The following is a 25,087-nucleotide window of genomic DNA, read 5'->3' on the forward strand; positions in this document are numbered from 1 at the left end:
AGCTGGATACGTGGGTTCGATTCCCATCACCCGCTTTTTGAATGCATAGATCGTGAAATCAATCTCCTGAATTCGTTCAGGAGTTTTTTTATTGTATAGGAAATCCGATGAAATTTCCTATACGATAAAAAGCCCTCCAGGCAGGATGCTTTGAATATGAACACTTAAGAATTTGTACAATTATATCAAATAATCTTGATTTTTTGTCGAATTTTCTATAATATTGAATATATAAGATAGGTGTTCAAATGGTAGAGAATATGAGGGGGGTTTATATGAAAGTAGTTGTAGCAATAGATTCTTTCAAAGGCAGTCTAACTTCAATGGAAGCAGGATTTGCCATTAAACAGGGTATTCGTTCTGTATCAGAAAATATAGAAGTCATTGTAAAGCCTTTGGCCGATGGAGGAGAAGGAACTGTAGAAGCCCTAGTTGCTGGTATGAACGGACGGGAGGAAAAAATAGAAGTTACGGGTCCTTTGTCTGAAAAATTAGTTTGTTCTTATGGTATTTTGGATGATAGCAAAACAGCCATTATAGAAATGTCAGGAGCGGCAGGAATTACTTTGGTTCCTGAGCATCTAAAGAATCCTATGAATACTACCACCTATGGGGTAGGAGAGGTAATCAAAGCAGCGATCAAAGAAGGGTGCAGAAACTTTATTATAGGTATTGGTGGCAGTGCCACTAACGATGGTGGAGTAGGCATGTTACAGGCACTTGGATTTGAGTTTTTAGATGAGAATAGAATGCCTGTTGGAAGGGGAGGAAAAGTTTTAGGGGATATAAGGTATATCAATACTGAAAATCATTTGTCAGAACTGGATGAATGCCATTTTAAAATTGCTTGTGATGTAACCAATCCCTTGTACGGCGTTAATGGGGCAGCATATGTATATGGTCCCCAAAAGGGTGCGGATCCTAAAATGGTTGAGATATTGGATCAAGGATTAATGAATTATGCCAAAGTAGTAAAAGAGCAGCTGGGCAAAGATGTTGATAAGGTACCGGGAGCAGGGGCAGCAGGAGGCTTAGGATATGGGTTTTTAGCTTTCTTAAATGCTAAGCTAGAATCTGGTATTCAGATTGTTTTAGAAGAGACTCATTTGGAAAAAGATATTAAGGATGCAGATTTGGTTATTACGGGGGAAGGTAAGTTGGATTTTCAGACGGCCATGGGAAAAGCTCCTACAGGCGTGGCAAAATTAGCCAAGAAATATGGCAAAAAAGTGATTGCATTTGCGGGATGTATAACTGAAGGTGCAAAAAAATGTAATGAAGAAGGAATAGATGCGTATTTTACCATAGTTCCTGGGCCCGTGTCTCTTTCAGAAGCTATGAACAAGGATAATGCCAAGAAAAATATGATAGCTACAGTTGAGCAGGTTTTTAGACTAGTCAACAGCATTCGTTAAAATTTTGTACTGCTTACGCAGTATGAAATATATATCTATGAGGTGTTACTCATAGGCAAAAAATAATCAATATGGGGGGATCATTATGAGCGGTGTAGCATTAATGATTACATTTATTATTGCAGTGGCAATAATGATTGTAGCAATCTCAAAGTTCAGAGTTCATCCATTTATGGCTATTATGGGCATTTCATTGCTCTTAGCTATTGTGGTGGGAATTCCGCTAGGCGACATTCCAGGGACAATTGGTGCAGGTTTTAGTGGGACTTTTTCCAGTATAGGTATTGTAATTATTTTGGGGGCTGTTATAGGAATTATTTTGGAAAAAACGGGTGCAGCAATAAAATTGGCAGATATGGTTGTGGAATTAGTTGGTAAGAAAAGACCAGAATTAGCAATTATGTTAATGGGATGGATTGTATCTGTGCCGGTATTTTGTGATAGTGGATTTGTTATTTTAAATCCGATTCGTAAAGCAATGAGGAAAAAAACAATGACATCCAGTGTTGCAATGACAGTAGCTTTATCAGCAGGACTTTATACTTCCCATGTGTTTATTCCACCTACTCCAGGGCCTATCGCAGCAGCAGGGAGTGTTGGACTTGGGTCAAACTTATTACTCATTATAGGAATGGGTATTTTAGTTTCTATTCCTTGTTTAATTGCAGCTTATTTTTATGCGAAATATATAGGAACTAAGGTTAAAGCTTCCGATGAAGTAACGAATGATGAGATTGTAAAAACTTATGAAGAACTCGTAAAAGAATATGGAGAACTTCCTGGTGGAATGGCATCCATAGCTCCAATCTTAGTGCCTATTCTATTGATGGCCCTAAGTTCAATATCTGCTATGGCAGGTTGGGAAGGAGCTTTTGCAAGTTTATTAACTTTTCTTGGGACACCAATTATCGCTTTGACCGTTGGATTGTTATGCGGCATTGGTTTGCTGGCTTCAATTAAAAAGATGAATGTATTTAATGAGCTAACAGAGAATACTCTTAAAACTGTGGGACCAATTTTATTTATTACTGCGGCGGGAGGCGTATTAGGTAAAGTTATTACAACAGCTGGCTTTGTCACCTATATTCAAGAAAATGCTTCCTTCCTTTCATCAGTTGGTATATTTTTCCCATTTTTAATTGCAGCAATCCTTAAAACTGCTCAGGGATCTTCCACTGTTGCTATTACAACAACCGCAGCGATTATGGGTGCATATTCAGAATCCGGTACTATGATGTCAGCTCTAGGGCTTACAACGCCTGTGGCAGCAGCTTTGACTGTTATGGCGATAGGAGCAGGGGCAATGACAGTATCCCATGCAAATGACAGTTATTTCTGGGTTGTTACGAATTTGGGAGAAATGAAGCCTCAGGATGGTTATAAGACACAGACCATGGTTACGTTGATTATGGGGATTGTATCCATTCTATTTATTTTCTTGCTTTCATTATTTTTATTATAAATATTTGATATAAATGCAGACAAAGGCTCGGTTGTTATACCGAGCTTTTATTGTATTCTTTTGGTGTTTTTCTTTTTTTAAATTCTGCAGTAATAAAAATGATCAAAGGAAGAATTACTTGAAAGGGGAAAGCATAGTATTTATAAACATAAAATGTCCAAAAGTGCATATCTACAATATTATCATAAAGGATATAGGCTAAGTAAACCATTAATATACCGGTTTGCATTGTTATAGAGCGATAATCATTTAAATGAAAAAGTTTAGCGATTCCTTTGCAGGTCAATAAAAGACATAGACTGACTTTAATAAATACACCTACTACAAATATAAAAGCAACGGTCACTTCCATTCTTTGAAGAAAATCTCCTATATGTATTCTGCTAATTGCTACATGGGATGGGAAATAAAAGTTTGAGAGCTGATTTCCTAATACAAAAATATTTCTTAGTACTATGAAAGTTAGGATTATTCCTGCTACTAATACTCCTGTAAAATATACCTTATAGGGAGATTTCTTAGGCTGCAAACTACCTAAAACACCTAGAAAAATAACTGTTTCAGCAAATGGAAATGCAAAAGCGCTGAATCCTTCTTTTATTATGGGAGATAGTCCATAATAAAGAATTGGAAAGATATATTCGAAATCCATTTTAGATATGGACAACAGTTGTACAATAATGATAATGAATAACATGATGGGGAAAAAATAAGCAGACGTTCTGGATATCACTTCTATTCCAAGCCGTACTGCAAAAATACAGATGATGATCAGAGAAAACATAGGTACAAGCATTGGAGTTTCAGGCATTGTAATAGTGTTTAAAAATTCACCGAAGTCACGAACAACCAGTGCCCCCAAATGAAAAGAATACCAAATATATAATATAGTCACTACAGAACCAAGATATTTTCCAAATAGCAGGTTAACAATATCATATAAATTTGCACCGGGAAACAGCTGCAGAATTCGTGAGTAGATTATGATTGCAGGTATAGCCATAAGAATTCCAAAAAGACTGGCAAGCCAGGCATCATTCTTGGCATTGGTTCCAATTCCTACGATAAGTGTGCTTCCCATTATAAAGTTAATTAATAGACAAATGGCTTCTTTTTGAGTAATTTCTTCCTTGGGCATCATTACATCATTCCTTAAATTTTAAATAATGATAGGACTATTTTTTTAATAGGGTCTGCAGGACTTGGGATATATAAATGAAAAGAGATCATCAGAGCAATAATAAAGGAAATACTCCCTAAAGTTAAGTTGACCCACAAATCTTTCCAGTATTTTTTTTGATATAAAGAAATAAACTCCAAAGTAAGCAAAGCAATATAAACAATGATTACCACTACAAACATTTTAATCGCCTACTTCCAAAGGTTTTGCTGTTGTTGAACCATTGATAATGCCCACATTTACGTTGATATGAACTTCCAAATTTTCAAAAACATTTTCCCAATTTTTTCCATATCTTTCCAAAAAGCTGGTTTGTGTGCACGGATTTTTGCACCGAAACCAAAAATATCGGCCTTGTATTCAGATTGCATTTTTTTAATCAAATTTTCACAATTTGTTTTAATCATATCAGCAACATCTTTTTCTAATTGAATAATTTCTTTATCGGTTAGATAATTTTTTGTACCTTTTATTGTGCCAACAGCAAGATGTGTGTCAATATTAATGTTCATAGCAATTTCTTTATCTTTAGTTACAGGTTGAAGCTTCGTTTTGTTATCAAAAATTTCAAATGTGATTGTTGGGTTTTTTTTGTTATCTTCAGGACTTAGATTAAGAAGTCCTCCTTTAATCTGATTGCGTAAGAAAAGTAAGTATTTTGTCTCATTTTCGCTAAGAAATCCAATTAGCTGATCGTTTTTAAAAAAAGCAGTACCCAAGATTTCAGGGCAATCATTATGATCCACTTTTGCCAATTCTACAGATGGAGCAATAGCCATAATTCCTTCATCTACAATGTCATTGGTCAATTGCCATATTTGAATGTTAGGTGCTTTGGAGAGAACTTTTTGATTAACCAGAATATCGTGCAGATTAAAAGAAACAACCTGTTCTATTTTTTCATCTTTTTGCTTTTTTTCTAATATTTCTTTTGCAGAGGTTCCTTTAGAAACTAAAATATATACGTCAGATCTGGTTTCTGCATCTCGAAGAAACCAGTCGATTACTTCTGTAATGCCTTCCTGGGCTACTTCTTTACTCAGGATTAGAATTTTATTATGACTCCAATATAACTTTTTCCCTGAAATGGCTATGGCATTTCTTACAGCATCAAATATGGACTCACCTTCTGCGACAATCAGTTTCGATGTTGTGGGTGATTCTTTTCCAATACTGGATTCCAGAATTTCTATGGAAATCATGTATTCTTTATGAATTCCTTTATCAATGGCAGTGCCAGCTACGATATTTATGTCATCAACTTCTCGATAATTCCAACAGCCTACGAAAAGAAAAATGCTGATCAACAGGATGGAAGTAAGAAAAAAGATTTTTATAGATTTCATCATAATTACTTCCTTCTACTATTTTTCAAGGGTTGTCGTCTTAAATTCTTTTTTCCAATGATTTTAGGTCTTAGCGACATGATCCACCAAGGAGCACGAATCCAAGCGTCTTTACCATTTTGATCTTTAATTCTTGTAGTATTTAACATATAAGGTACGCCAAAAGACCGAAGGCTCATAAGATGAAGGATGATCGCCAGATATCCCAGAATAAATCCATAAATACCTAGGAAAGAAGCTGCAAACAATAGCAAAGTTCGTAAGAGTATGATCGGCCCAAGCAGGTGTATATTGATTAATTTCGTAATACTGGTTAAGGCAGTGACGATAATTACTGGTGCACTGACCAGATTAGCATCTACTGCAGCTTCTCCTAAAACCAAAGTTCCGACAATATTTATGGTCTGACCGATGGGGGTAGGGATTCGGGTTCCAACTTCCCTTAATATATCAAAAATAGTAAGCATAACAAATAAAGATACAACAGTTGGAAATGGAACTTTTTGCCGAGAAGCAGCGATACTGATTAATAAGGATGTTGGCAACATTTCCTGATGATAAGTGGAAATAGCCAGATATAGTCCCGGAATACTTATGGATAATAACCCGGATACTGCTCTTAATAATCTGTTGAAAGATGAAAATAAATAGTTATTATAGTAATCTTCATTGGCTTGAAATGATTCAATCATAATATATGGGACTGTTAAGACAAAGGGGCTGCCGTCTACGAATATGGCAACTCTTCCTTCCAATAATTTTCCTGCAATAATATCTGGTCTTTCACTGCTCCCTACAGTTTCAAAGGGGGAGTATGGTGCATCTTTAATAAATTCCTGTATGTATCCGGAATCCAGAATGCCATCAATTTCTATCTGATCTAATCGTCTTCCAAGCTCATTTAATACATTTTCGTCAGCAATGCCTTCAATATAAGAGATGCAGATTTTCGTATGTGTTTGCGCACCTAGTTCTCTCACAATAAATTTCAGATTAGGGTTTTTGATTTTTCGACGGACTAATGAAATATTGGTCAGAATAGATTCTACAAAACCTTCTCTGGGACCACGAACAACTTGAGCCGATTCTGGTTCATCAATCGATCGGGATGGCCAGGCTTTAGAACTGATTATTAAAGCTTGATCATATCCTTCTGCAAGAAGAATAGTATCACCATCCATTAAAGCATTTAAAATAGTTTGTAAATCGTTGGAAGATTTAATATCACTGGAGAGAATGATTTTATATTGCAATTCATCTATCAAATTGGATGAAGATATTTCTCCCATGAAATGATTTGACAAAATAGGTTCAATTACATTTTCATTTAATACTTTAGTATCTGCCATTCCTTCAAAGTAAAGGATGCAACATTTAACAGAGGGAGAATAATTGTTTTGAAATTTTCTTGTAATAAAGGTAAAATCGTTGCGAAAAATTTGGTTAAATACTGAAATATTATCTTCTAAGGAGGTAGTTAATAAAATATCTGAAGAGCAACTATTATACATAAAATCACCATTAATATTATTAACATTTTAATGAAATATAATCATTATTTTACATATTATCATGTTGAATTTTTTGTGAATATCAATGAATATAAAGATTAGATACTCATAAAAGCTAAAAAAATACTGTACTATCGATAGTCAGCCAATTCGGTGTGTTTTTTGAAGGTCATTGTCTTTATTACAAAAAAGTAATATAATATCTGCTGGAAGACGTATATATAGGTAAAATTATAAGACTTATAGTGATTGGTGTCATTGAGGGGTGATGTTGGCATGAATATACTAGTTACATTAAATTCTAACTATATTACTCCATTAAAAGTAATGCTTAAATCACTTTTTTTAAGCAATGAAAAAGAAAAATTCACCGTTTATATTATGCATTCCAGTCTTAAAGCTGAGGAGCTTGATGATTTAAAAGAATTTATAACCATGCATAATAGCCACATGGAAGTTATATATATTGAGGATTATTTTTTCGAAAATGCTCCAGTGCTTCTTCACTATACGAAAGAGATGTATTATCGGCTTCTGGCATTTAAATTTTTACCACAGGACATTGATCGTATTTTATATTTAGATCCTGATATTTTGATTATTAATCCGATCAGAGCACTGTATGAGACAGATCTTAATGGATATTTGTATGCTGCAGCATATCATGATAAGATTTCCATAAAAGAAATTAATAAGATCAGATTAAACCCTTATGATATTGAAGCATACTACAATTCAGGAGTATTATTAATGAATCTAGAGTATCAAAGACAGTATATTGATGAGAATATTATTTACCAATTTGTAGAAAAAAATCGTTCTAAGCTGATTATGCCGGATCAGGATATTTTAAATGCTTTATATTCAAAGAAAATAAAAAGCCTGGACGAGAAACTATATAATTATGATGCGAGATTTTACAGGTATTATAAAATTATGAGTGGTGGCATGTGTGATATGGATTATATTATAAAAAATACAGTGATTCTTCATTTTTGCGGGAAGAAAAAGCCATGGACTAAAAATTATAGTGGAAAATTTCACTCTTTATATAAACATTATGAAAAATTAGCATTATGTTAAGCTGAATGCCAAAAGATTTTAGCAAGAGAAGAATAATTTAATAATTTAAAAAACATTATTTTGTAAAATATAAAAAAGCTTTCAACTGTAGTTGAAAGCTTTTTTAGTTTTATAGGCAATAGGAAAATTAAGCAGTATTATATTAGAAGCATTGGAAGCTGGAAATGTTATTCAGATCTGTTCCAAAATACGTCCATCGGAATCTGTCCCATCTCCATCCAGCTACAGATCTTCTTCCTACAAAGGTAAGCCATGCCCAGAAGCTTCTGCCATCTCTAAGCCAGAGGTATACATATTGATATGTGCATGGACGAATTGCTCCAGGATCAATATTGAGTAAACCAGGTGATGTAGGAGATGCCTGTGGTTCAAAAGATGGAGGCGCTCCTGTTGGTGGTCCTGATGGAGAACCAGATGGCGTAAAATCCGAAGGTTGTTCAAAGGGGGGCATTTGAGGGAAACCGGGCTGTTGAAAAAATGGAGGTCTCCCAGGACCTGGAGAGGTTTGATCAAAAGGTGGTCTGGGTCTTTGGGGGCGAGGTCGTTGTCTGGTGTTTGTATCGTCATAATAATTATAATAATTCATAACATCACTCCTTTTACATTTTACTGCATTATATTCTCTGCAATGTAAAAATGCGACAATATATTGAGATATTCCTTATAAATAGTTGAAATTTATTTTATCCTGCAATAAAATGGAGTAAATGGGTATAGAAATAAAAGGATTACAGTGGTACAACCAGTTATAAAGATGAATAATCATTGTCGATGTGGAAAATACTACTTGTATGAGAAGAAGATTTGTTGTATATGGCTTAATCGGATGGTGCATGGAGATTATTTGGACAGGACTTCAATCTTTACTGCAAAGGGATGTAAAACTTGTAGGAAAAACTTCCATCTGGATGTTCCCGATTTATGGACTGACGGTTTTTTTGGAACCTCTTTGTGTAAAGCTTAAGCAGCGGCATATAGCATTTAGAGGAGGTGTGTACACGGTTTGCATTTTTATCATTGAATATGCTACTGGTTCGCTGCTGAAAAAATTATTAGGAGTATGTCCTTGGGATTATGGGAAAAGACGTTTTTCTGTAAAAGGTTTGATTCGGTTAGATTATGCACCGGCGTGGTTTGTAGCTGGCTTGATTTTTGAAAGTTTGTATCACTTTCTTGTAAAATCCGGTATACATGAATCAAAAAGCTCATTCAGCTAAAATGGATGAGTTTTTATGTTGTTTAAATCATTTTAAAATTTGATTGGAGTGGAGATTGATGAAAGAAATCGTATTAGCTGGAGGATGTTTTTGGGGTGTTGAAGAGTATTTTTCTAGAATTCCAGGAGTGGTTGAGACAAAGGTGGGTTATGCCAATGGAACAGTTCCAAATCCTACTTACGAACAAGTTAAAACATCCACAACCGGTCATGCAGAATCCGTTTATATTCAATATGATGAGCATAAAATTAATCTTGAAGAAATTTTAGAGAAATACTGGGAAATTATTGATCCTACGCTTCTGAATCGACAAGGTCCTGATATAGGATCACAATATAGAACAGGTATATTTTTTATCCATCCGGATGATGAGGAAATCATAAAAAAATCAAAAAATGAAGAACAGAAAAAATATGATCAACCCATTGTAACGGAAATAAAGCCTTTGAAGTCATTCTACCCGGCAGAGGAGTATCATCAAAAGTATTTAAAAAAGAATTCAAATGGGTATTGCCATATTAAATTGTAAAATTGAAAGATTTTTTGTGTAGCTTGCAATTTTCATAAAAGAGTGTTAGAATTTAATTCCAATGAATGACTTCATTACTATAGGAGGTATAATAATGAGTGATAAGATAAGAGTTGGAATTGTTGGTTATGGCAATTTAGGACGGGGAGTAGAGTCTGCATTAAAGCAAAATCCAGATATGGAGTTAAAAGCGATTTTTACAAGGAGAAATCCTAAGGACATAGTTCTTAAAGATGCCAATATTCAGGCACTACATATAAATGATATAGAAAAATATAAGGATGAAATAGATGTAATGATTTTATGTGGCGGTTCTGCTACGGATTTACCAGAGCAAAGTCCGGCTATTGCGAGATGGTTTAATATAGTAGATAGTTTTGACACCCATGCAAAAATTCCAGAACATTTTGCAGCAGTAGATCAGGCAGCTAAAGAAGGAAGTAAAGTTGGTGCAATATCTGTTGGGTGGGATCCAGGTTTATTCTCAATGAATCGTGTTTTAGCTGAAGCTGTTTTGCCAGAAGGAAAACATTATACCTTTTGGGGAAGAGGTGTTAGTCAAGGACATTCCGATGCTATCAGACGTATTAAAGGTGTAAAAAATGCTGTTCAGTATACTATTCCGATAGAAGAAGCAATTGAGAAAGTACGTTCAGGCTTCAATCCAGATTTGACTGTAAGAGAAAAGCATATCAGAGAATGCTATGTTGTAGCTGAAGAAAATGCTGATAAGAAAGCTATTGAAAACGAAATTAAATCAATGCCAAATTATTTTGCGGATTACGATACAATAGTTCATTTTGTTTCTGAAGAAGAGTTGAAGCAAAATCATTCTGCAATGCCTCATGGAGGTTTTGTGATAAGAAGTGGAAAGACAGGGGATGGAAACATCAATCATATCATAGAATTTTCATTGAAATTAGACAGTAATCCAGAATTTACTGGTAGTGTTTTAGTGGCTTATGCCCGTGCAGTATACAGATTAAATAAAGAAGGACAAAGTGGAGCAATGACAGTTTTCGATATTCCTTTGGCCTATTTGTCACCAAAATCAGGAGAAGAATTAAGAAAAGAATTGCTTTAAACAAAAAAACCCGCATTATTTTATGCGGGTCTTTTGACGTAAAAACGTAAATAATACATTTCAAAAAAGTTTTTTATAATGCTATACAGCATTATGAACGAAGGATACTATGCGATCAATAGGAATATCGGTTACAGAACCTACTGTGTATACGGGATATCCATTCCATCCTCCTGCTGTAATTGCTCCATTTTCGCTGGCAGGAAGAATAGGACCAGGTCCATAACTGTCACCGTATCCATATCCAGTTGAACATCCGCAACCATATCCAGCACCGCCAATACCATAATCCCATGGACCTACATTAAATCCTGTACATGCATTTCCTAAAGAACATCCTGGAGGGGGACCTATTCTGGTAATAAGACGAACAAAGCAGTTGTTAACGGATAAAATGACTCCAGTAAAACCAGCACCGGACTGTCCTCCACTACTTGTGAAAATAGTTACTGTTTCGCCGATATAGTTTGCAAGCAATGCTGCAAAATTTCCTCCTGTAAATACTCCAGCCCCAATACCATCTGGCATAATTATTTCCTCCTTTTTAAGGTTGAATTTTTAATTTATCTACTCTATATAATATTCATTTGGCCAGAAAGTGTGTTGGTATGAGCCAGTACATTTTTAATCAGAGAAAAATACAAGTTAATCTTTATTATATAATAAAATTGGCAGCCTAAAAGGCTGCCGATTTTTAATATTCGAATGATATTTTTTTGTCTTCATTTATTTTTATATACACGTGATTTGATTCCTTTATTTTTCCACAAAGGAATAGCTCTGCAAGTTCATCTTCTATAAGCTTTTGAATCGTTCTTCTTAAAGGACGAGCGCCGTATTTGGGGTCATACCCTTTTTCTAAAATTAAATCTTTAACTTCATCATCAATATGCAGAGTTATATTTTTTTCTCTTGCTTCGCTGATCACTTCTTTAAGCATTAAGTCTACGATTTGCTTGAGTTCTTCTTTGCTTAACTCTGTGAATACAATGATTTCATCAATTCGATTGAGAAATTCAGGGCGGAATATTTCTTTTAATGCATCATGAACTTTACTTTCCAATGCGGTATAATTATTTCTTTCAAAGCCGATTCCGTGAGCTTTTAAGCTGGTTCCTGCATTGGAGGTCATGATAATGACCGTATTTTCAAAATGGACAGTACGTCCATGGCTATCAGTTAGTCGCCCGTCTTCCAGTATTTGCAGAAGCATGTTAAATACATCCGGATGGGCTTTTTCAATTTCATCCAATAATATTACGGAATAAGGTTGTCTTCTTATTTTTTCAGTGAGCTGTCCACCTTCCTCATATCCAATATATCCCGGAGGAGAACCGATTAATTTGGACACAGTATGTTTTTCCATATATTCGGACATATCAATGCGTATTAATGCTTCTTCACTTCCAAATAGTTCTACTGCAAGGGTTTTTACCAATTCGGTTTTTCCAACTCCTGTTGGCCCAACGAATATGAAAGAAGAAGGTTTATTTATTTTTTTGAAACCAGAACGATTTCTCCTGATTGTTTTTGACACACTAACTACAGCTTTGTGTTGGCCGATGACACGTCTGTGAAGGCGATTTTCCAGATTTAAAAGTTTTTCTGCTTCTATTTCAGTAATTTTTTGAACCGGAATTTTTGTCCAGGCTTCTATAATAGAAGCAACATCATCTACAGTGATTGAGACGTTATTACTTTGATTTTCCAGTTGCGCTATTCTCTCCTGTAATCTGCATTCTTCCATTTTATATTCGGCTGCTTTTTCATAATCATCTCTAAAAGCCGCTTCTTCTTTCTTAGCTTGCACAGAACTTAATTCTTCTTTTAAAGCTTCTAATTCAACTAATCCTTGATTTTTGAGGTTTGCTCTTGAGCCCGCTTCGTCTATTACATCAATGGCTTTATCAGGCAAAAATCGATCAGTAATATATCTTTTGGATAATTTAACCGCTTCTTCAATGACTTCATCCGATATCGATACTTTATGATAGTTTTCGTAATAATCTTTTATACCTTTAATAATTTCTATGGTTTCTTCAACGGAAGGTTCATCTACAATAACTGGTTGAAAACGTCTTTCTAAAGCTGCATCCTTTTCGATGTGTTTTCGATATTCGTCCAGAGTTGTTGCACCAATAACTTGAATTTCTCCTCTTGCAAGGGCTGGTTTTAAAATGTTAGCTGCATTCATTGCACCACCTTCGGCAGTGCCTGCACCAATGATATTATGAAGTTCGTCAATTACTAAAATGACATTTCCGCATTCCTTTGCTTCTTTGATAATTGCCTGCATTCTCCCTTCAAATTGTCCTCTGAACTGCGTTCCTGCAACAATAGCGGTTAAATCAAGAAGATATATTTCGGTATTATATAATTTAAGCGGGACTTGTTTTTCGGCAATTCTTACGGCCAAACCTTCTGCAATGGCTGTCTTACCTACACCAGGTTCCCCAATGAGAACAGGATTATTTTTAGTTCGGCGATTAAGAATCTGAATGACCCTGTCTATTTCTCGATATCTTCCAATAATTCGATCCACTTCATGTTTTTTAGCCTTATCTGTCAGATTAATTCCATAGAGATCTAAATACTTTTTCTTCTTTTTCTTCTTCTCTTTAGGATTTTCATCTACATGGGAGGATGATGCATTAGATGTATCTGAATTTGAATCCGAAGGTTGATATTGTTTATCTTGTGCCCCTTTTAATCCTGAAAATGCATTATTAAGAAAACTTATAAATGGGTTCTGCTCATGATCAAGCTCCCCGATATCTAATTGATCCAGATTTATATCTTCGAATAAGCTGCCCATTTGCTCATTTAGATTTTCAATATCCTCAGAAGAGAGACCTGTTTGTTGTAAAATCTGATTAAGAGGTCCGATGCCTTGCTTTTTTGCACAGGGCATGCATAATCCTATCATTTCTTGTTTGCCATTTATAATTTTAGGCATAAATATTACCGCAACATTTTTTTTACATATAGAACATTTTGACATTCATAACCACTCCATATCCCATTGTCTAAAATAATTTGAGCTTCCAATAGTATATCATTATTTTAAATATTAAGGTAGGAGAGAAATTAATCTAAAGGATTAAATAATCAATAAAAATAAGCATTTGAGTAATTCATTATAGATTTTTTGCAAAAAATGTTATATTATATTTATATCGCATAATTACAAAAAAAGTAAATAATTACAGTTAATACATATAAGAACGGTGGTTATATGTATATTAATGAAGAGTGTATTGACATAATTAAAAAGCAAAGAAAAGAATATTTTTCAGCATTGATATTTGTAATTGCTCTTCTAAGTTTTATATTCAGATTTATTTCTAATTATACAATAAGCAATGCTATGATGGAATCGGATTATACATTGGAGATCAGGGGACTTAGCTTAAAGTATCTATTAATTTCAGTAGCGGGTGAAATGTATGATGTAAATGTCAGGATAAAAGAGGATCAGGCTTCATTGTATAAATTTTATGGTGATGATCTGTATAATCATTATAAATGGATTCAAAAGACTTATTTAGATATGGACGACGAAATGAAAACTTATTTAAATACGATATATTCAGATGGGACCAATGAAGGGAAGTTGATCTATATTGTTGCAGAACTTGGCGATGAAGCGGGAATTCATCAAATCAATTCCAGAATCCAATCCAGTACATTGCCAATAGAAATTAAAAAAGCATCACAAAAGTTTTATCCGTATTTTTATGAAAATTATTTAAAAGATTATATAGTTTTGAAACGAAATACATACAATGATTACTTTGCTGAACTTAATCAAAAAATTCAAAAGGAGCAATTTGATTTGTTAGGGTTTATAGAAAGAATTTCGGGAATTAAATACGACAGACGGTACAAACCTGTATTATATTATACGCTGCGACCTGGAAATGCATGGGGTTTCCCCTATAAGGATTTGTATATAGCACTTATTCCTTTTAAGAAAAATGAATATGAAGATTTTTTTTATATTTTGTATCATGAATATTCCCATAAAATCTTTAAAACCATAACCCATACCAATGAATTTAAGAATCTAACAGAGGAATTAAAAAGTAATTCAACTATATATGATGCCTGGAATAATAATTATTATAACCAATTTTACACATGGGAGGCATGGTGTGAAGATATCCTGGTAGAAGGTTTTGCAATGTATTTGGATTATAAGGCAAAAGGGAATAGGGCAAAGGAGATTAAGTCAATCAGGCCTTATGATCATGAATACTTTGAGTATTTGGTTCAAAAGCAATTTGATTCTAGAACAATGAATTTAAAATCGATTACGATTCAGTTTTTAGAAGAAATAGTCCCCAAAAAGCAATTATCCTCCTAAAGTAATATCTTGATCTTGATACCATGCTAAAGCTTCATATAAATGATCTTTTTTAAAATCCGGCCATAAATCGTCTATGACATAAAAATCTGCATACACCGACTGAATTGGCAGAAATCCGCTTAAACGACGTCTTCCTCCCCAACGGATAATAAGGTCTATTCGGGGAATGGATTTTGAAGCGTTTGAGGACAAATCCCACTGCCATCCGTAATTTACCAGAAAATTTATATTCACTAGTCCTTTTCCAAATTGAACTCTTTTATTGGCAAAGGGAAGTAACTCTTTTGGAAAAAGAGGAGAATTTGCGTTTCCAATTACCAGCAAATTAGCGTCTTTATGAGCCAATTTCATTACTGCCTCTACACAAGCACTCTGGAATGCTTTGGTTTGAATGGCAGGACGTTTCGTATTGTCTTGGGTATAGCCATAGAAAGTCATTTCCTGAATTCCATAATCTATACACAGCTTATAAAGTTCCAGTCCTGGATTAATTCCGTAGCGATATCCTTCATGTTTCTCTTTATTATGGGCCTGGGCCCATCTACGATTTCCGTCAGGAATAATGCCAATATGTTTAGGTAATCTTTTGAAAGTAAATTTTTCCATTTTTTCACTTCTTTCTTGAGAGGAAATTTTAAGATGATGTGTTGGATATATTTTTATTTTAATATTTGCCAAGAAATGAGAGGATTATTCTTATCTTTTTGAATAAGTGAAGATTCAGCAAGAAAGTGTTTCGTTAGGGACATGCTCACGCCGAGCACAGTTGGCAAATTTGATAAAATGCAATACGCGTGAGTATATATCAGGAGATCTTTAAGGATTTCCTGCGCAAAAAAATGAACCTTCGAATGGAAGGTTCATACGATGTATTAATTGTTTTCTTCGGAATCTTCATCCCTAAAGTAATAACCATAACCAGGATAGTAATTATATCCGGGGGTATATCCGGGAACATATCCATAACCGGGACCGTAACTGTAACCAGGATAATATCCGTAGCCAGGACCATAATTAAAACCAGGCCAATAGCCAGGACTGTATCCATAGCCGGGTCTCCCGTAACCAGGATAATAGCCTATTCTGCGTCGTCTGCTTACATATCGATCCATCGAATCCCTCCTTTAGTAATTTATAATATAGCTTATTCAATAGATTTCTAAAATGTGACAAATTTCGATCATCAGCCATTTGACATGGGTATATTTGAATGATAAAATTAAACTCTCTAAAAGATATCAAATGGGAATACGGGGGAGTATATAAATGTATATCCATAAAGATATAAAAGCTCAGACCAAGCAAGCATTTTATGAACAGTTGTTTTTACAGTTTAGTGGATTGATTGATGGAGAAACTGATTTTATAGCAAATTTATCCAATGCATCGGCTATTTTGTTTGATCATTTGGAAAATGTGAATTGGTCAGGTTTTTATTTATACAAAGATCATGAACTGGTTTTAGGGCCTTTTCAGGGAAAGCCGGCTTGTGTGCGTATTCCGATAGGTAAAGGTGTGTGCGGAACAGCAGCTAAGGAGCAAAAGAGTATTATTGTAGAAGATGTTCATAAATTTGAAGGGCATATTGCCTGTGATGAAGCTACTGCATCAGAAATCGTAATACCTATGATTAAAGACGAAAAGTTTTTGGGGGTATTGGATATCGATAGTCCTGTAAAAGCAAGATTTTCAGAAGAAGATGAACATTATCTTAGTAAATTCGTAGCAATACTATTAAAGGGGTCTAATGTTTAAATGAAGAAAAAAGCAGACTAGAGAAAAGTCTGCTTTTTTGTTTTAAATCCCATTTAAATGGACATAATCTATGTGAAAGTAAAGGAACGGAGGGAAAACTTTGAAATCACTAGGATTATGTATCGGTTCTTCAAGTGTTGGTTATGTCTTACTGGAAAAAGACGGAGACTGTATTAATATTTTAGAACAGAATTTAATACCTCATGAAGGAAATCCCCGCCATATCATTAAGCAAATTATGCGTTCAGATACATTAAGATCTTCTGATCAAATCGCTGTTACAGGAAGAAAATTTAGAAATTTGCTGGATGCATCGTCTATTTCAGAACCTGAAGCGATTGAATATGCTTATAGATATATTTCAAACCAAAACCTGGATTTAAAAGATTCTAATGTGGTCATCAGTGCCGGAGGAGAAACATTTTTAGCTTACGAATTAGACAGGAATGGAAAAATAATTAATGTACATACAGGGAATAAATGTGCTTCGGGTACGGGAGAATTTTTTTTGCAGCAGCTCAAGAGAATGAATATTGATGTAGAGGATACCGTATCACGAGCAAATTTAAATGCCCCTTACAAAGTTGCAGGGAGATGTTCTGTATTCTGTAAAAGTGATTGTACCCATGCATTAAACAAGGGAATTGAAAAGTCAAAAGTAGTTGCCGGATTGTCTAAAATGATGGCGGACAAGATTATTGAGCTGCTTAAAAAAACTTCATATAACAAGGTTTTACTAATTGGAGGAACGTCTCAGAATATTACGATGCTTCATTATTTAAAAGAGAAAATACCTCTTTTGATTGTACCGGACTATGCCAGAACCTTTGAAGCACTTGGAGCTGCCTTATGGGGATTGGAACATGATACCAAACGTTTAAACATGGATCAAGATTGGTTTTGCCGTCATCAAAGCTCCTTTTCATTTCTTCCTCAGTTAAAAAAGTATGAAGATAAAGTTATTTTTAAGAATATGAGCATTGAAGAAGCAAAACCAAATGATCGCTGCATTGTAGGCTTGGATGTAGGCTCCACCACTACTAAGGCTGTTGTCATGCGTGAAGAAGACAATGTCATACTTGCATCTTGTTATCTTCGTACCAATGGTGATCCAGTCAAAGCCGCAAGACAGTGCTATGAAAATCTTAAGAAGCAAATACCTTGCAATATTGAAATTATAGGTTTGGGCGTAACTGGTTCTGGTAGACAGATTGCTGCGCTTCATGCACTTACCCCCGCAGTAGTTAATGAAATTATTGCCCATGCCAATGGAGCCGTCTATTTTGACCCAGAAGTTGATACTATTTTTGAAATAGGAGGACAGGATGCAAAATATACTTATATTACCAATGGTGTTCCCTCCGACTATGCAATGAATGAAGCTTGTTCGGCCGGAACAGGATCATTTCTGGAAGAAGCTGCGAGGGAGTCCTTATACATCGATACAACTGAAATTGAAGAAATTGCACTCAAAAGTGAAAATCCACCTAATTTTAGCGATCAGTGTGCGGCATTTATTAGCAGCGATATCAAAAGTGCAATACAAGAAGGAATTGATGTAAAAGATATCGCAGCAGGGCTAGTATACTCTGTATGTATGAACTATATCAATCGTGTAAAAGGAAATAGAGCAGTTGGAAATAAAATCTTCATGCAGGGTGGAGTATGCTACAATAAAGCTGTTCCTATAGCAATGGCGGCATTAACAGGAAAAACGATTATCGTTCCTCCACATCCTGGATTAATAGGGGCTTTTGGTGTTGCATTGAATGTAAAAGAAAAATTGCGTTTAAATCTTATAGAGCCTATGCATTTTGATTTAGACGAATTATCAAAGCGGGAAGTTGTGTATAAGGAACCCTTTGTGTGTGCCGGCGGGAAAGAAAAGTGTGACAGGAAATGTCATATTCAGAGAATTCAAATTCAAAATAAGGTCTATCCTTTTGGCGGTGCCTGCAACAAATATTACAATATAAGTTATGAGCAAAATGATCAGGATGTCAGTCAGATGGATTTGGTTCATTTAAGGGAAAAATTGATCTTCGAGAAATATAGTGTGCAAAGAGGTATCAGGATTGCATCGTATCAAAATAAGACTGTAGGAATTCCCAGGTCTCTCTTATGCAATACCTTTTTTCCTCTTTATTATCAATTTTTTTATGGACTTGGATTTGATGTGATATGCAGCGATGCAATGGATCAAGAAAGCATAGAGAGAAAAGGTGCTGCTTTTTGCTATCCAGTTGAAGTATCTCATGGATCAATGGGCAATTTGATCAAGAAGAATCCGGATATTTACTTTTTACCCCATGTAAAATCTGTGGAAGTTAAAAACGGAATGCCTGCCAGCGTTACTTGCCCTCTCGTTCAGGGAGAACCTTATTATATAAAATCTACTTTTAATGAATTAAGGAATAAAATTGTTTTAAGTCCAGTCTTAGACTTTGCCAAAGGTTATGAATATATAAAAAACACATTTGTAAAAATGTGTAAACAGCTTAATATAGATCCAAACAGTGCTAGAGCAGCATTTGAACTTGGAATACAGGCCCAAAAAGATTTCTATCATGAATGTAAAGAATTAGGGAAGCGTTTTTTAAAGCAAATTGAAGAAGATAGTAATTGTGTGGGATTTGTGCTGTTTGGACGTCCTTATAATGCCTTTACGCAATGGACGAATATGGGTATACCTCATAAATTCGCTACAAGAAATTATTCTATTATCCCATATGATTTTCTTCCTATTGATGAAGAAGAAAGTGAAGAAAATATGTATTGGGCAATGGGCCAACTGATCTTAAAAGGAGCACGGAAAGTGCAAAAGCATCCTCAATTATTCGGCGTATATATTACCAATTTTAGTTGTGGACCGGATTCTTTTTTAACCGGCTATTTCAGAAATATTATGGGGAAAAAACCTTCCCTTACATTGGAACTGGACAGTCATACAGCAGACGCCGGAATTGATACACGTATAGAGGCTTTTATTGATGTAGTAAAAAGTTATAAGCAACTGGAAAAGCAAAATTCAGAAGAACTTAAGAAAGAATTCAGACCTGCTTCTTTAGAAAAAAGAAGTGGAACTGTATGGGTTATTGATTCTAATGGAGACCAACACCCATTGAAGGATGAGAAGGTGCATATTATTATCCCTTCTATGGGAGGTATTGGATCGGAACTTTTAGCTGCAACTTTCAGGCATGTAGGAATACGAGCTTCAGCTCTTCCAGAACCCGGAGAAGAAGAGTTAAAGATAGGAAGGAGTTATTCTTCCTGCAAGGAATGCCTGCCTTTGCAGTTGACTATTGGAAGTTTAATGCGATATTTAAATGAAAGAAAATTCAAAGACGAAGTTTTGGTATATTTTATGCCTAAGACATCTGGTCCTTGTCGATTTGGACAATATAGCGTCTTAATCAAAAAGCTGATTTTAAAATTACAACTGGAAAATGTAGCCGTTATTTCCTTAACATCTGAAAACGGCTATGCTGGTTTTGGAATAGACTCCTTGCTTCGGGCATGGCACTCAGTAATCATATCAGATGTATTAGAAGAAATAAGAAGTGCAGTTCTGGTATTGGCAAAAGATCAGAAAAAAGGTATGGAAGTCTTTGAAGAAGTATGCAACATGTTGATTAGTAGTGTAGAAAAGGATTCTTGGAGAGAATTAAAAAATACTTTGGAAATTTGTGCAGAAAAATTAAAATCCATCGAGATCAAAATGCCAATAGAACAGGCAGCAAAGATTGCTTTGGTTGGGGAGATCTATGTCAGACAGGATAATTTCTCGAGAAAGAATCTTGTAGAGAATTTGGCAAAGAAAAATATTATTGTTAAAACAGCCCCCATAGCAGAATGGATGTATTATTGCGACTATATTCAAAAGTATCGATATAATCTCAATTCCACTGTAAAGGACAGGATTTCTGTATATATTCAAGGTTTTTTCAAAAATCAGTATGAAAAAATTATAAAACAAATTTTTGCTAAATCAGGGTTCTATGAGTATAGAATGGTTAATGTTGAAAAAATCATATCCAATGTAAAAGATTTAATTTCTCCCAGATTAACCGGTGAAGCCATTTTAACGATAGGATCGGCAATTACAGAAATAGTGGACGAAGTGTCCGGAGTGATTTCAATAGGTCCTTTTGGATGTATGCCCAGTAGAATTGCAGAAGCGATTATTAGTGAGAAAATCAACGAACACAAATTAGTTATAGCATCAGATCGCAACTTGATAGAAAAAGTTATGGAGAAGTATCCGGCTCTTCCGTTTTTATCCATAGAAACTGACGGCAGTGTTTTCCCACAAATCATTGAAGCTAGGCTTGAGACCTTTTGCCTGCAAGTTGAACGATTGCACAGTACTGTATTAAAAATTCGCAAAGAAGTTCATGAAGTGGTTTAATTTAAGTCGCCTTTATTATCGTATTTGTGATAATAAAGGCGATTACTTTTTATTAAAATTTAAGATGAATGATGGAGTTATTAATGGAGAAAATAGTGAATAGCATCAATAATTTCTTTTGATTGCGACAATAGTCGATTGTATGATACAATATCCTTTAGTCATAACATAATTTAGCTAAATAAGAAAGTGGGAAAGAAAAGTGAGTCAGCAAAGAAATGATATAAGAAATATAGCGATTATTGCACACGTAGATCATGGTAAAACCACATTGGTGGATGAACTTTTAAAACAAAGTGGTATATTTCGGGCTAACCAGGAAGTAAAAGATAGAGTTATGGATTCCAATGACTTGGAAAGAGAAAGAGGTATTACAATTTTATCTAAAAATACAGCAGTTTATTATAAGGATGTTAAGATCAATATTGTTGATACACCTGGACATGCAGATTTTGGAGGAGAAGTAGAACGAGTTCTTAAAATGGTCAACGGCGTTATTCTTGTTGTGGATGCATTTGAAGGACCAATGCCGCAAACTAAATTCGTTTTAAAGAAAGCATTAGATCTTGAATTACCTGTCATTGTATGTATTAATAAAATTGACAGACCAGAAGCAAGACCTGAAGAAGTGATTGATGAAGTATTAGAGTTATTTATTGAATTAGAGGCAGATGAAAGTCAGCTGGATTGTCCTTTTGTATTTGCGTCAGCTAAAAATGGTACGGCTTCTTTAGACAGCTCTGTTCAGGGGGAAAATATGCAGGCCCTTTTTGAAACAATTGTAGAATATATACCTGCACCGGTTGGCAGCCCTGATGATCCTTTGCAACTACTTATATCCACAATTGATTATAATGAGTATGTTGGCCGAATAGGTATTGGTAAAGTTGAAAGAGGAACGATTAAAGTCAATCAAGAGGTCGTTATAGTTAATGCATTGGATGAAAGTAAAAATCAAAAGGTAAAAATCACAAAGATTTATCAGTTTGAGGGATTACAAAGAGTTCCTGTTGAAAGTGCTTCAGTAGGTGATATTGTTGCTGTTTCAGGCATAGAAGGTATTCATATTGGAGACACGGTTTGTGACGTACAATATCCAGAACCTGTTCCTTTTGTTAAAATATCCGAGCCGACTTTAGCTATGACTTTTTCAGTTAATGATAGTCCTTTTGCAGGGCAGGAAGGTAAATTTGTTACTTCCAGAAATTTAAGAGATCGATTATTTAAAGAGCTTCAAACGGATGTAAGTTTAAGAGTAGAAGAAACGGATTCCACAGATTCTTTTAAAGTATCCGGAAGAGGAGAATTACATTTATCTATTTTGATTGAAACCATGAGAAGAGAAGGCTACGAGTTTCAGGTGTCCAAGCCTGAAGTTTTATACAAAGATGTGGATGGAAAACGTTATGAGCCCATGGAAAAAGCAACAATTGATGTTCCGGAAGAATTTGTTGGAGCAGTTATGGAAAAGTTGGGAAGAAGAAAAGGAGAACTGATTAACATGACATCCTCAAAGGGTGGTTATACCCGTTTGGAATTTTCTATTCCTTCAAGAGGATTGATTGGTTATCGTTCTGAATTCCTTACAGATACGAAGGGTAATGGTATTTTAAATACAATTTTTGATGGATATGCACCGTATAAAGGGGACATAGAAAGAAGAACGCAAGGGTCTCTTATAGCCTTTGAATCAGGAGAAGCTGTGACTTATGGGCTTTATAATGCACAGGAAAGAGGCGTTTTGTTTATTCAACCGGGGACAAAAGTATATGAAGGTATGGTTGTAGGGCAAAACCCAAAAGGTGAAGACATTGAAGTGAATGTTTGCAAGAAAAAACATGTAACGAATATGCGCTCATCTACTGCTGACGAAGCCTTAAGATTATCTCCGCCCAAAATTATGAGTTTAGAAGAATGTCTTGAATTCATTGAAGATGATGAGCTTTTGGAAGTAACACCTTTAAGTTTGAGAATTAGAAAAAGAATTTTAAATAGTGGAGAACGACAAAGAGCAAAAAGAAGGAAACAGTAAATAGTGAATATGTTGAGGTGTAGCATATGAAGAAAAAGAATGCCGGGGGGGCATTGGTTAAACAGGCCGCTATTTTGGCTGCTGCCAGTTTAATTGTACGAGTGATTGGACTCATTTATCGCTGGCCATTGACAAATATGATTGGTGACGATGGCAACGGTCTCTATGGCATAGCCTTTAATATCTATCTTTTATTTTTTATCATTTCGTCTTCTGGATTGCCTGCTTCAATTTCTAAAATGGTATCAGAAAGAATAGCATTAAAACAGTATAAAAATGCCCATAAAGTATTTAAAGTATCTTTATTACTGGCGTCCGTATCAGGTTTGATATGTTCTTTAATTCTATGGTTCGGAGCAAAGCCTATTGCAAAATTCATGGACAATACACGAATCGTGTATAGTATGATGGCTTTGGCACCAACATTATTAATTGTTGCACTTATGAGTGCTTTTAGAGGGTACTATCAGGGTATGAATACGATGGTGCCAACGGCAATTTCTCAGATTATAGAACAGGTGTTTAATGCAGTATTTAGTATTATCTTGGCAGGTTTTTTACTGAAATATGGTGTCGAATATGGTGCGGCCGGAGGTACGATGGGGACAGGAATCGGGGCACTGATGGGCTTGCTATTTCTTGTCTTTGTTTATATATTGGCACGTCCCAGGATCATGAAAAGAGTGAATAGGCAAAACGATGATGAAGTGAATGAGTCGTCTGTGAGTATATTAAAAACGCTTCTTTTGACGTCTGTTCCAATCATTATCGGAAGCACTATTTTTAGTTTCACCAATTTAGTTGATGTAAAAATGGTAATGTCGATTCTACAGTCCATTGGTATGACAGAACTAGAGGCCAATGAACTTTACGGGCAGTTATCAGGAAAATATGTTACTTTGACCAATCTCCCTATCTCTATTTCAACTGCATTGGCTACTGCCATTGTTCCCAGTATAGCAGCATCCGTAGCTTTAAAAGAAAAAAAGGTAGTCATGAATAAAGTTAATCTTGCAATGAGAGTGGCAATGATGCTGGCGGCACCTTCAGCTGTTGGTCTGTTTGTTTTGGGTGATCCCATACTAAAAATGTTATTTCCTAAATATCCTGCAGGGGGAGATCTTCTTAGATTAGGTGCCCTGGCAGTTATTTTTCAATCGTTAGTTCAAGTGGCAACAGCCATTTTGCAGGGTATTGGCAAGCCAAATATACCAGCAATGAATGCTGGTGTAGGGGTTATAATAAAGATCCTGCTTAACTTTTTCTTAATTTCAATACCATCAGTAAATATTAAAGGCGCAATCATTAGCACTATTGTTTGCTATATGGTCATTGCATATTTAGATATGAAAGAAGCAATTCGCCGAACAAAAGTCAACCTTGAAATAATTAATACTTTTATAAAACCTCTTGGTGCCGGAATAGGAATGGGGGTATTCTCTTTTGTGTTTTATGAGCTTATTTTATGGGGAACTGCTAATAATACAGTGTCGACTCTAGGTTCTATATTATTATCCATTATTGTATATCTTGGTATACTATTTGCCATAGGAGGCATAGGCAAAGAAGAGGTTCTTCTTTTGCCTAAAGGAGAAATTATAGCATCAAAATTGATTGAGATAGGCATTATCAGAGAATGATCAAACCAATTCGCAATGATTTGTATAATTCCGTAAAAAATGGAAATAATATT

19 protein-coding genes are annotated in these 25,087 nt (G+C 35.1%); 11 read left to right on the plus strand and 8 right to left on the minus strand.

Going from position 1 to position 25,087, the window contains the following annotated elements:
- Positions 1–275: 275 nt before the first annotated feature.
- Both JOD07_RS10595 and JOD07_RS10600 read left to right on the plus strand, forming a co-directional pair.
- Positions 276–1,415 carry a glycerate kinase family protein gene (locus JOD07_RS10595; RefSeq protein ID WP_158738774.1) on the plus strand — a complete coding sequence of 380 codons (1,140 nt, stop codon included), beginning with the start codon at positions 276–278 and terminating at the stop codon, positions 1,413–1,415.
- An 85-nt stretch (positions 1,416–1,500) separates the two neighbouring features.
- Entirely contained in the window at positions 1,501–2,877 is a 1,377-nt protein-coding gene (locus JOD07_RS10600) for a GntP family permease (protein ID WP_158738775.1), read from the plus strand.
- A gap of 34 nt (positions 2,878–2,911) precedes the next feature.
- On the opposite strand, the gene JOD07_RS10605 is transcribed toward JOD07_RS10600, so the two are convergent.
- The 3 genes from JOD07_RS10605 to JOD07_RS10615 all read right to left on the minus strand — a co-directional run bounded on the left by JOD07_RS10605 (position 2,912) and on the right by JOD07_RS10615 (position 6,914).
- Positions 2,912–4,015 carry a GerAB/ArcD/ProY family transporter gene (locus tag JOD07_RS10605; RefSeq protein WP_204613930.1) on the minus strand — a complete coding sequence of 368 codons (1,104 nt, stop codon included), beginning with the start codon at positions 4,013–4,015 and terminating at the stop codon, positions 2,912–2,914.
- Positions 4,016–4,296: 281 nt separating this feature from the next.
- Positions 4,297–5,403 (minus strand): Ger(x)C family spore germination protein, encoded by a 1,107-nt coding sequence (locus tag JOD07_RS10610; protein ID WP_204613932.1) that lies wholly within the window; start codon positions 5,401–5,403, stop codon positions 4,297–4,299.
- A gap of 5 nt (positions 5,404–5,408) precedes the next feature.
- Positions 5,409–6,914: a spore germination protein gene (locus JOD07_RS10615; RefSeq protein ID WP_158738778.1), complete on the minus strand. Its 1,506-nt coding sequence runs from the start codon at positions 6,912–6,914 to the stop codon at positions 5,409–5,411.
- A 276-nt stretch (positions 6,915–7,190) separates the two neighbouring features.
- Here JOD07_RS10615 and JOD07_RS10620 point away from each other — a divergent pair, with 276 nt between their 5' ends.
- Positions 7,191–7,997, plus strand: coding sequence for a glycosyltransferase family 8 protein (locus JOD07_RS10620; RefSeq protein WP_158738779.1), 807 nt, complete (start codon positions 7,191–7,193; stop codon positions 7,995–7,997).
- Positions 7,998–8,139: 142 nt separating this feature from the next.
- Here JOD07_RS10620 and JOD07_RS10625 read toward each other — a convergent pair whose 3' ends face one another.
- Positions 8,140–8,583 carry a hypothetical protein gene (locus JOD07_RS10625; RefSeq protein ID WP_243144503.1) on the minus strand — a complete coding sequence of 148 codons (444 nt, stop codon included), beginning with the start codon at positions 8,581–8,583 and terminating at the stop codon, positions 8,140–8,142.
- Between the two features lie 205 nt (positions 8,584–8,788).
- Here JOD07_RS10625 and JOD07_RS10630 point away from each other — a divergent pair, with 205 nt between their 5' ends.
- The 3 genes from JOD07_RS10630 (at position 8,789) to JOD07_RS10640 (ending at position 10,827) form a co-directional block, all read left to right on the plus strand.
- A complete protein-coding gene (locus JOD07_RS10630; protein ID WP_158738780.1) occupies positions 8,789–9,214 on the plus strand; it encodes a putative ABC transporter permease in 426 nt (141 codons plus the stop codon).
- A 58-nt stretch (positions 9,215–9,272) separates the two neighbouring features.
- The gene (gene msrA / locus JOD07_RS10635; RefSeq protein ID WP_158738781.1) at positions 9,273–9,743 is read left to right on the plus strand and encodes a peptide-methionine (S)-S-oxide reductase MsrA; all 471 of its coding nucleotides are present in this window, start codon (positions 9,273–9,275) and stop codon (positions 9,741–9,743) included.
- A 94-nt stretch (positions 9,744–9,837) separates the two neighbouring features.
- Positions 9,838–10,827 carry a diaminopimelate dehydrogenase gene (locus JOD07_RS10640; RefSeq protein WP_204613933.1) on the plus strand — a complete coding sequence of 330 codons (990 nt, stop codon included), beginning with the start codon at positions 9,838–9,840 and terminating at the stop codon, positions 10,825–10,827.
- Positions 10,828–10,908: 81 nt separating this feature from the next.
- Here JOD07_RS10640 and JOD07_RS10645 read toward each other — a convergent pair whose 3' ends face one another.
- Positions 10,909–11,355, minus strand: coding sequence for a hypothetical protein (locus JOD07_RS10645; RefSeq protein WP_158738783.1), 447 nt, complete (start codon positions 11,353–11,355; stop codon positions 10,909–10,911).
- A 166-nt stretch (positions 11,356–11,521) separates the two neighbouring features.
- Positions 11,522–13,828 (minus strand): ATP-dependent Clp protease ATP-binding subunit, encoded by a 2,307-nt coding sequence (locus tag JOD07_RS10650; RefSeq protein WP_204613934.1) that lies wholly within the window; start codon positions 13,826–13,828, stop codon positions 11,522–11,524.
- Positions 13,829–14,062: 234 nt separating this feature from the next.
- Between JOD07_RS10650 and JOD07_RS10655 the strand changes: the two genes are divergently transcribed.
- Entirely contained in the window at positions 14,063–15,193 is a 1,131-nt protein-coding gene (locus JOD07_RS10655; protein WP_158738785.1) for a hypothetical protein, read from the plus strand.
- On the opposite strand, the gene JOD07_RS10660 is transcribed toward JOD07_RS10655, so the two are convergent.
- The gene (locus JOD07_RS10660) at positions 15,182–15,802 is read right to left on the minus strand and encodes an undecaprenyl diphosphate synthase family protein (protein WP_158738786.1); all 621 of its coding nucleotides are present in this window, start codon (positions 15,800–15,802) and stop codon (positions 15,182–15,184) included. The genes JOD07_RS10655 and JOD07_RS10660 overlap by 12 nt on opposite strands.
- A 266-nt stretch (positions 15,803–16,068) precedes the next feature.
- Positions 16,069–16,308 (minus strand): hypothetical protein, encoded by a 240-nt coding sequence (locus JOD07_RS10665; RefSeq protein WP_180322417.1) that lies wholly within the window; start codon positions 16,306–16,308, stop codon positions 16,069–16,071.
- Between the two features lie 154 nt (positions 16,309–16,462).
- On the opposite strand from JOD07_RS10665, the gene JOD07_RS10670 reads away from it, so the two are divergent.
- From JOD07_RS10670 to JOD07_RS10685, 4 genes are all read left to right on the plus strand, one after another.
- A complete protein-coding gene (locus JOD07_RS10670) occupies positions 16,463–16,951 on the plus strand; it encodes a GAF domain-containing protein (RefSeq protein WP_158738787.1) in 489 nt (162 codons plus the stop codon).
- Positions 16,952–17,051: 100 nt separating this feature from the next.
- Complete coding sequence (locus tag JOD07_RS10675) at positions 17,052–21,362, plus strand: acyl-CoA dehydratase activase (protein WP_204613935.1); 4,311 nt, start codon at positions 17,052–17,054, stop codon at positions 21,360–21,362.
- A gap of 202 nt (positions 21,363–21,564) precedes the next feature.
- A complete protein-coding gene (typA, locus tag JOD07_RS10680) occupies positions 21,565–23,394 on the plus strand; it encodes a translational GTPase TypA (protein WP_204613940.1) in 1,830 nt (609 codons plus the stop codon).
- Between the two features lie 26 nt (positions 23,395–23,420).
- The gene (locus JOD07_RS10685; RefSeq protein ID WP_204613942.1) at positions 23,421–25,034 is read left to right on the plus strand and encodes a putative polysaccharide biosynthesis protein; all 1,614 of its coding nucleotides are present in this window, start codon (positions 23,421–23,423) and stop codon (positions 25,032–25,034) included.
- Positions 25,035–25,087 lie beyond the last annotated feature (53 nt).

Source organism: Defluviitalea raffinosedens, from assembly GCF_016908775.1.
GTDB lineage: Bacteria > Bacillota > Clostridia > Lachnospirales > Defluviitaleaceae > Defluviitalea > Defluviitalea raffinosedens.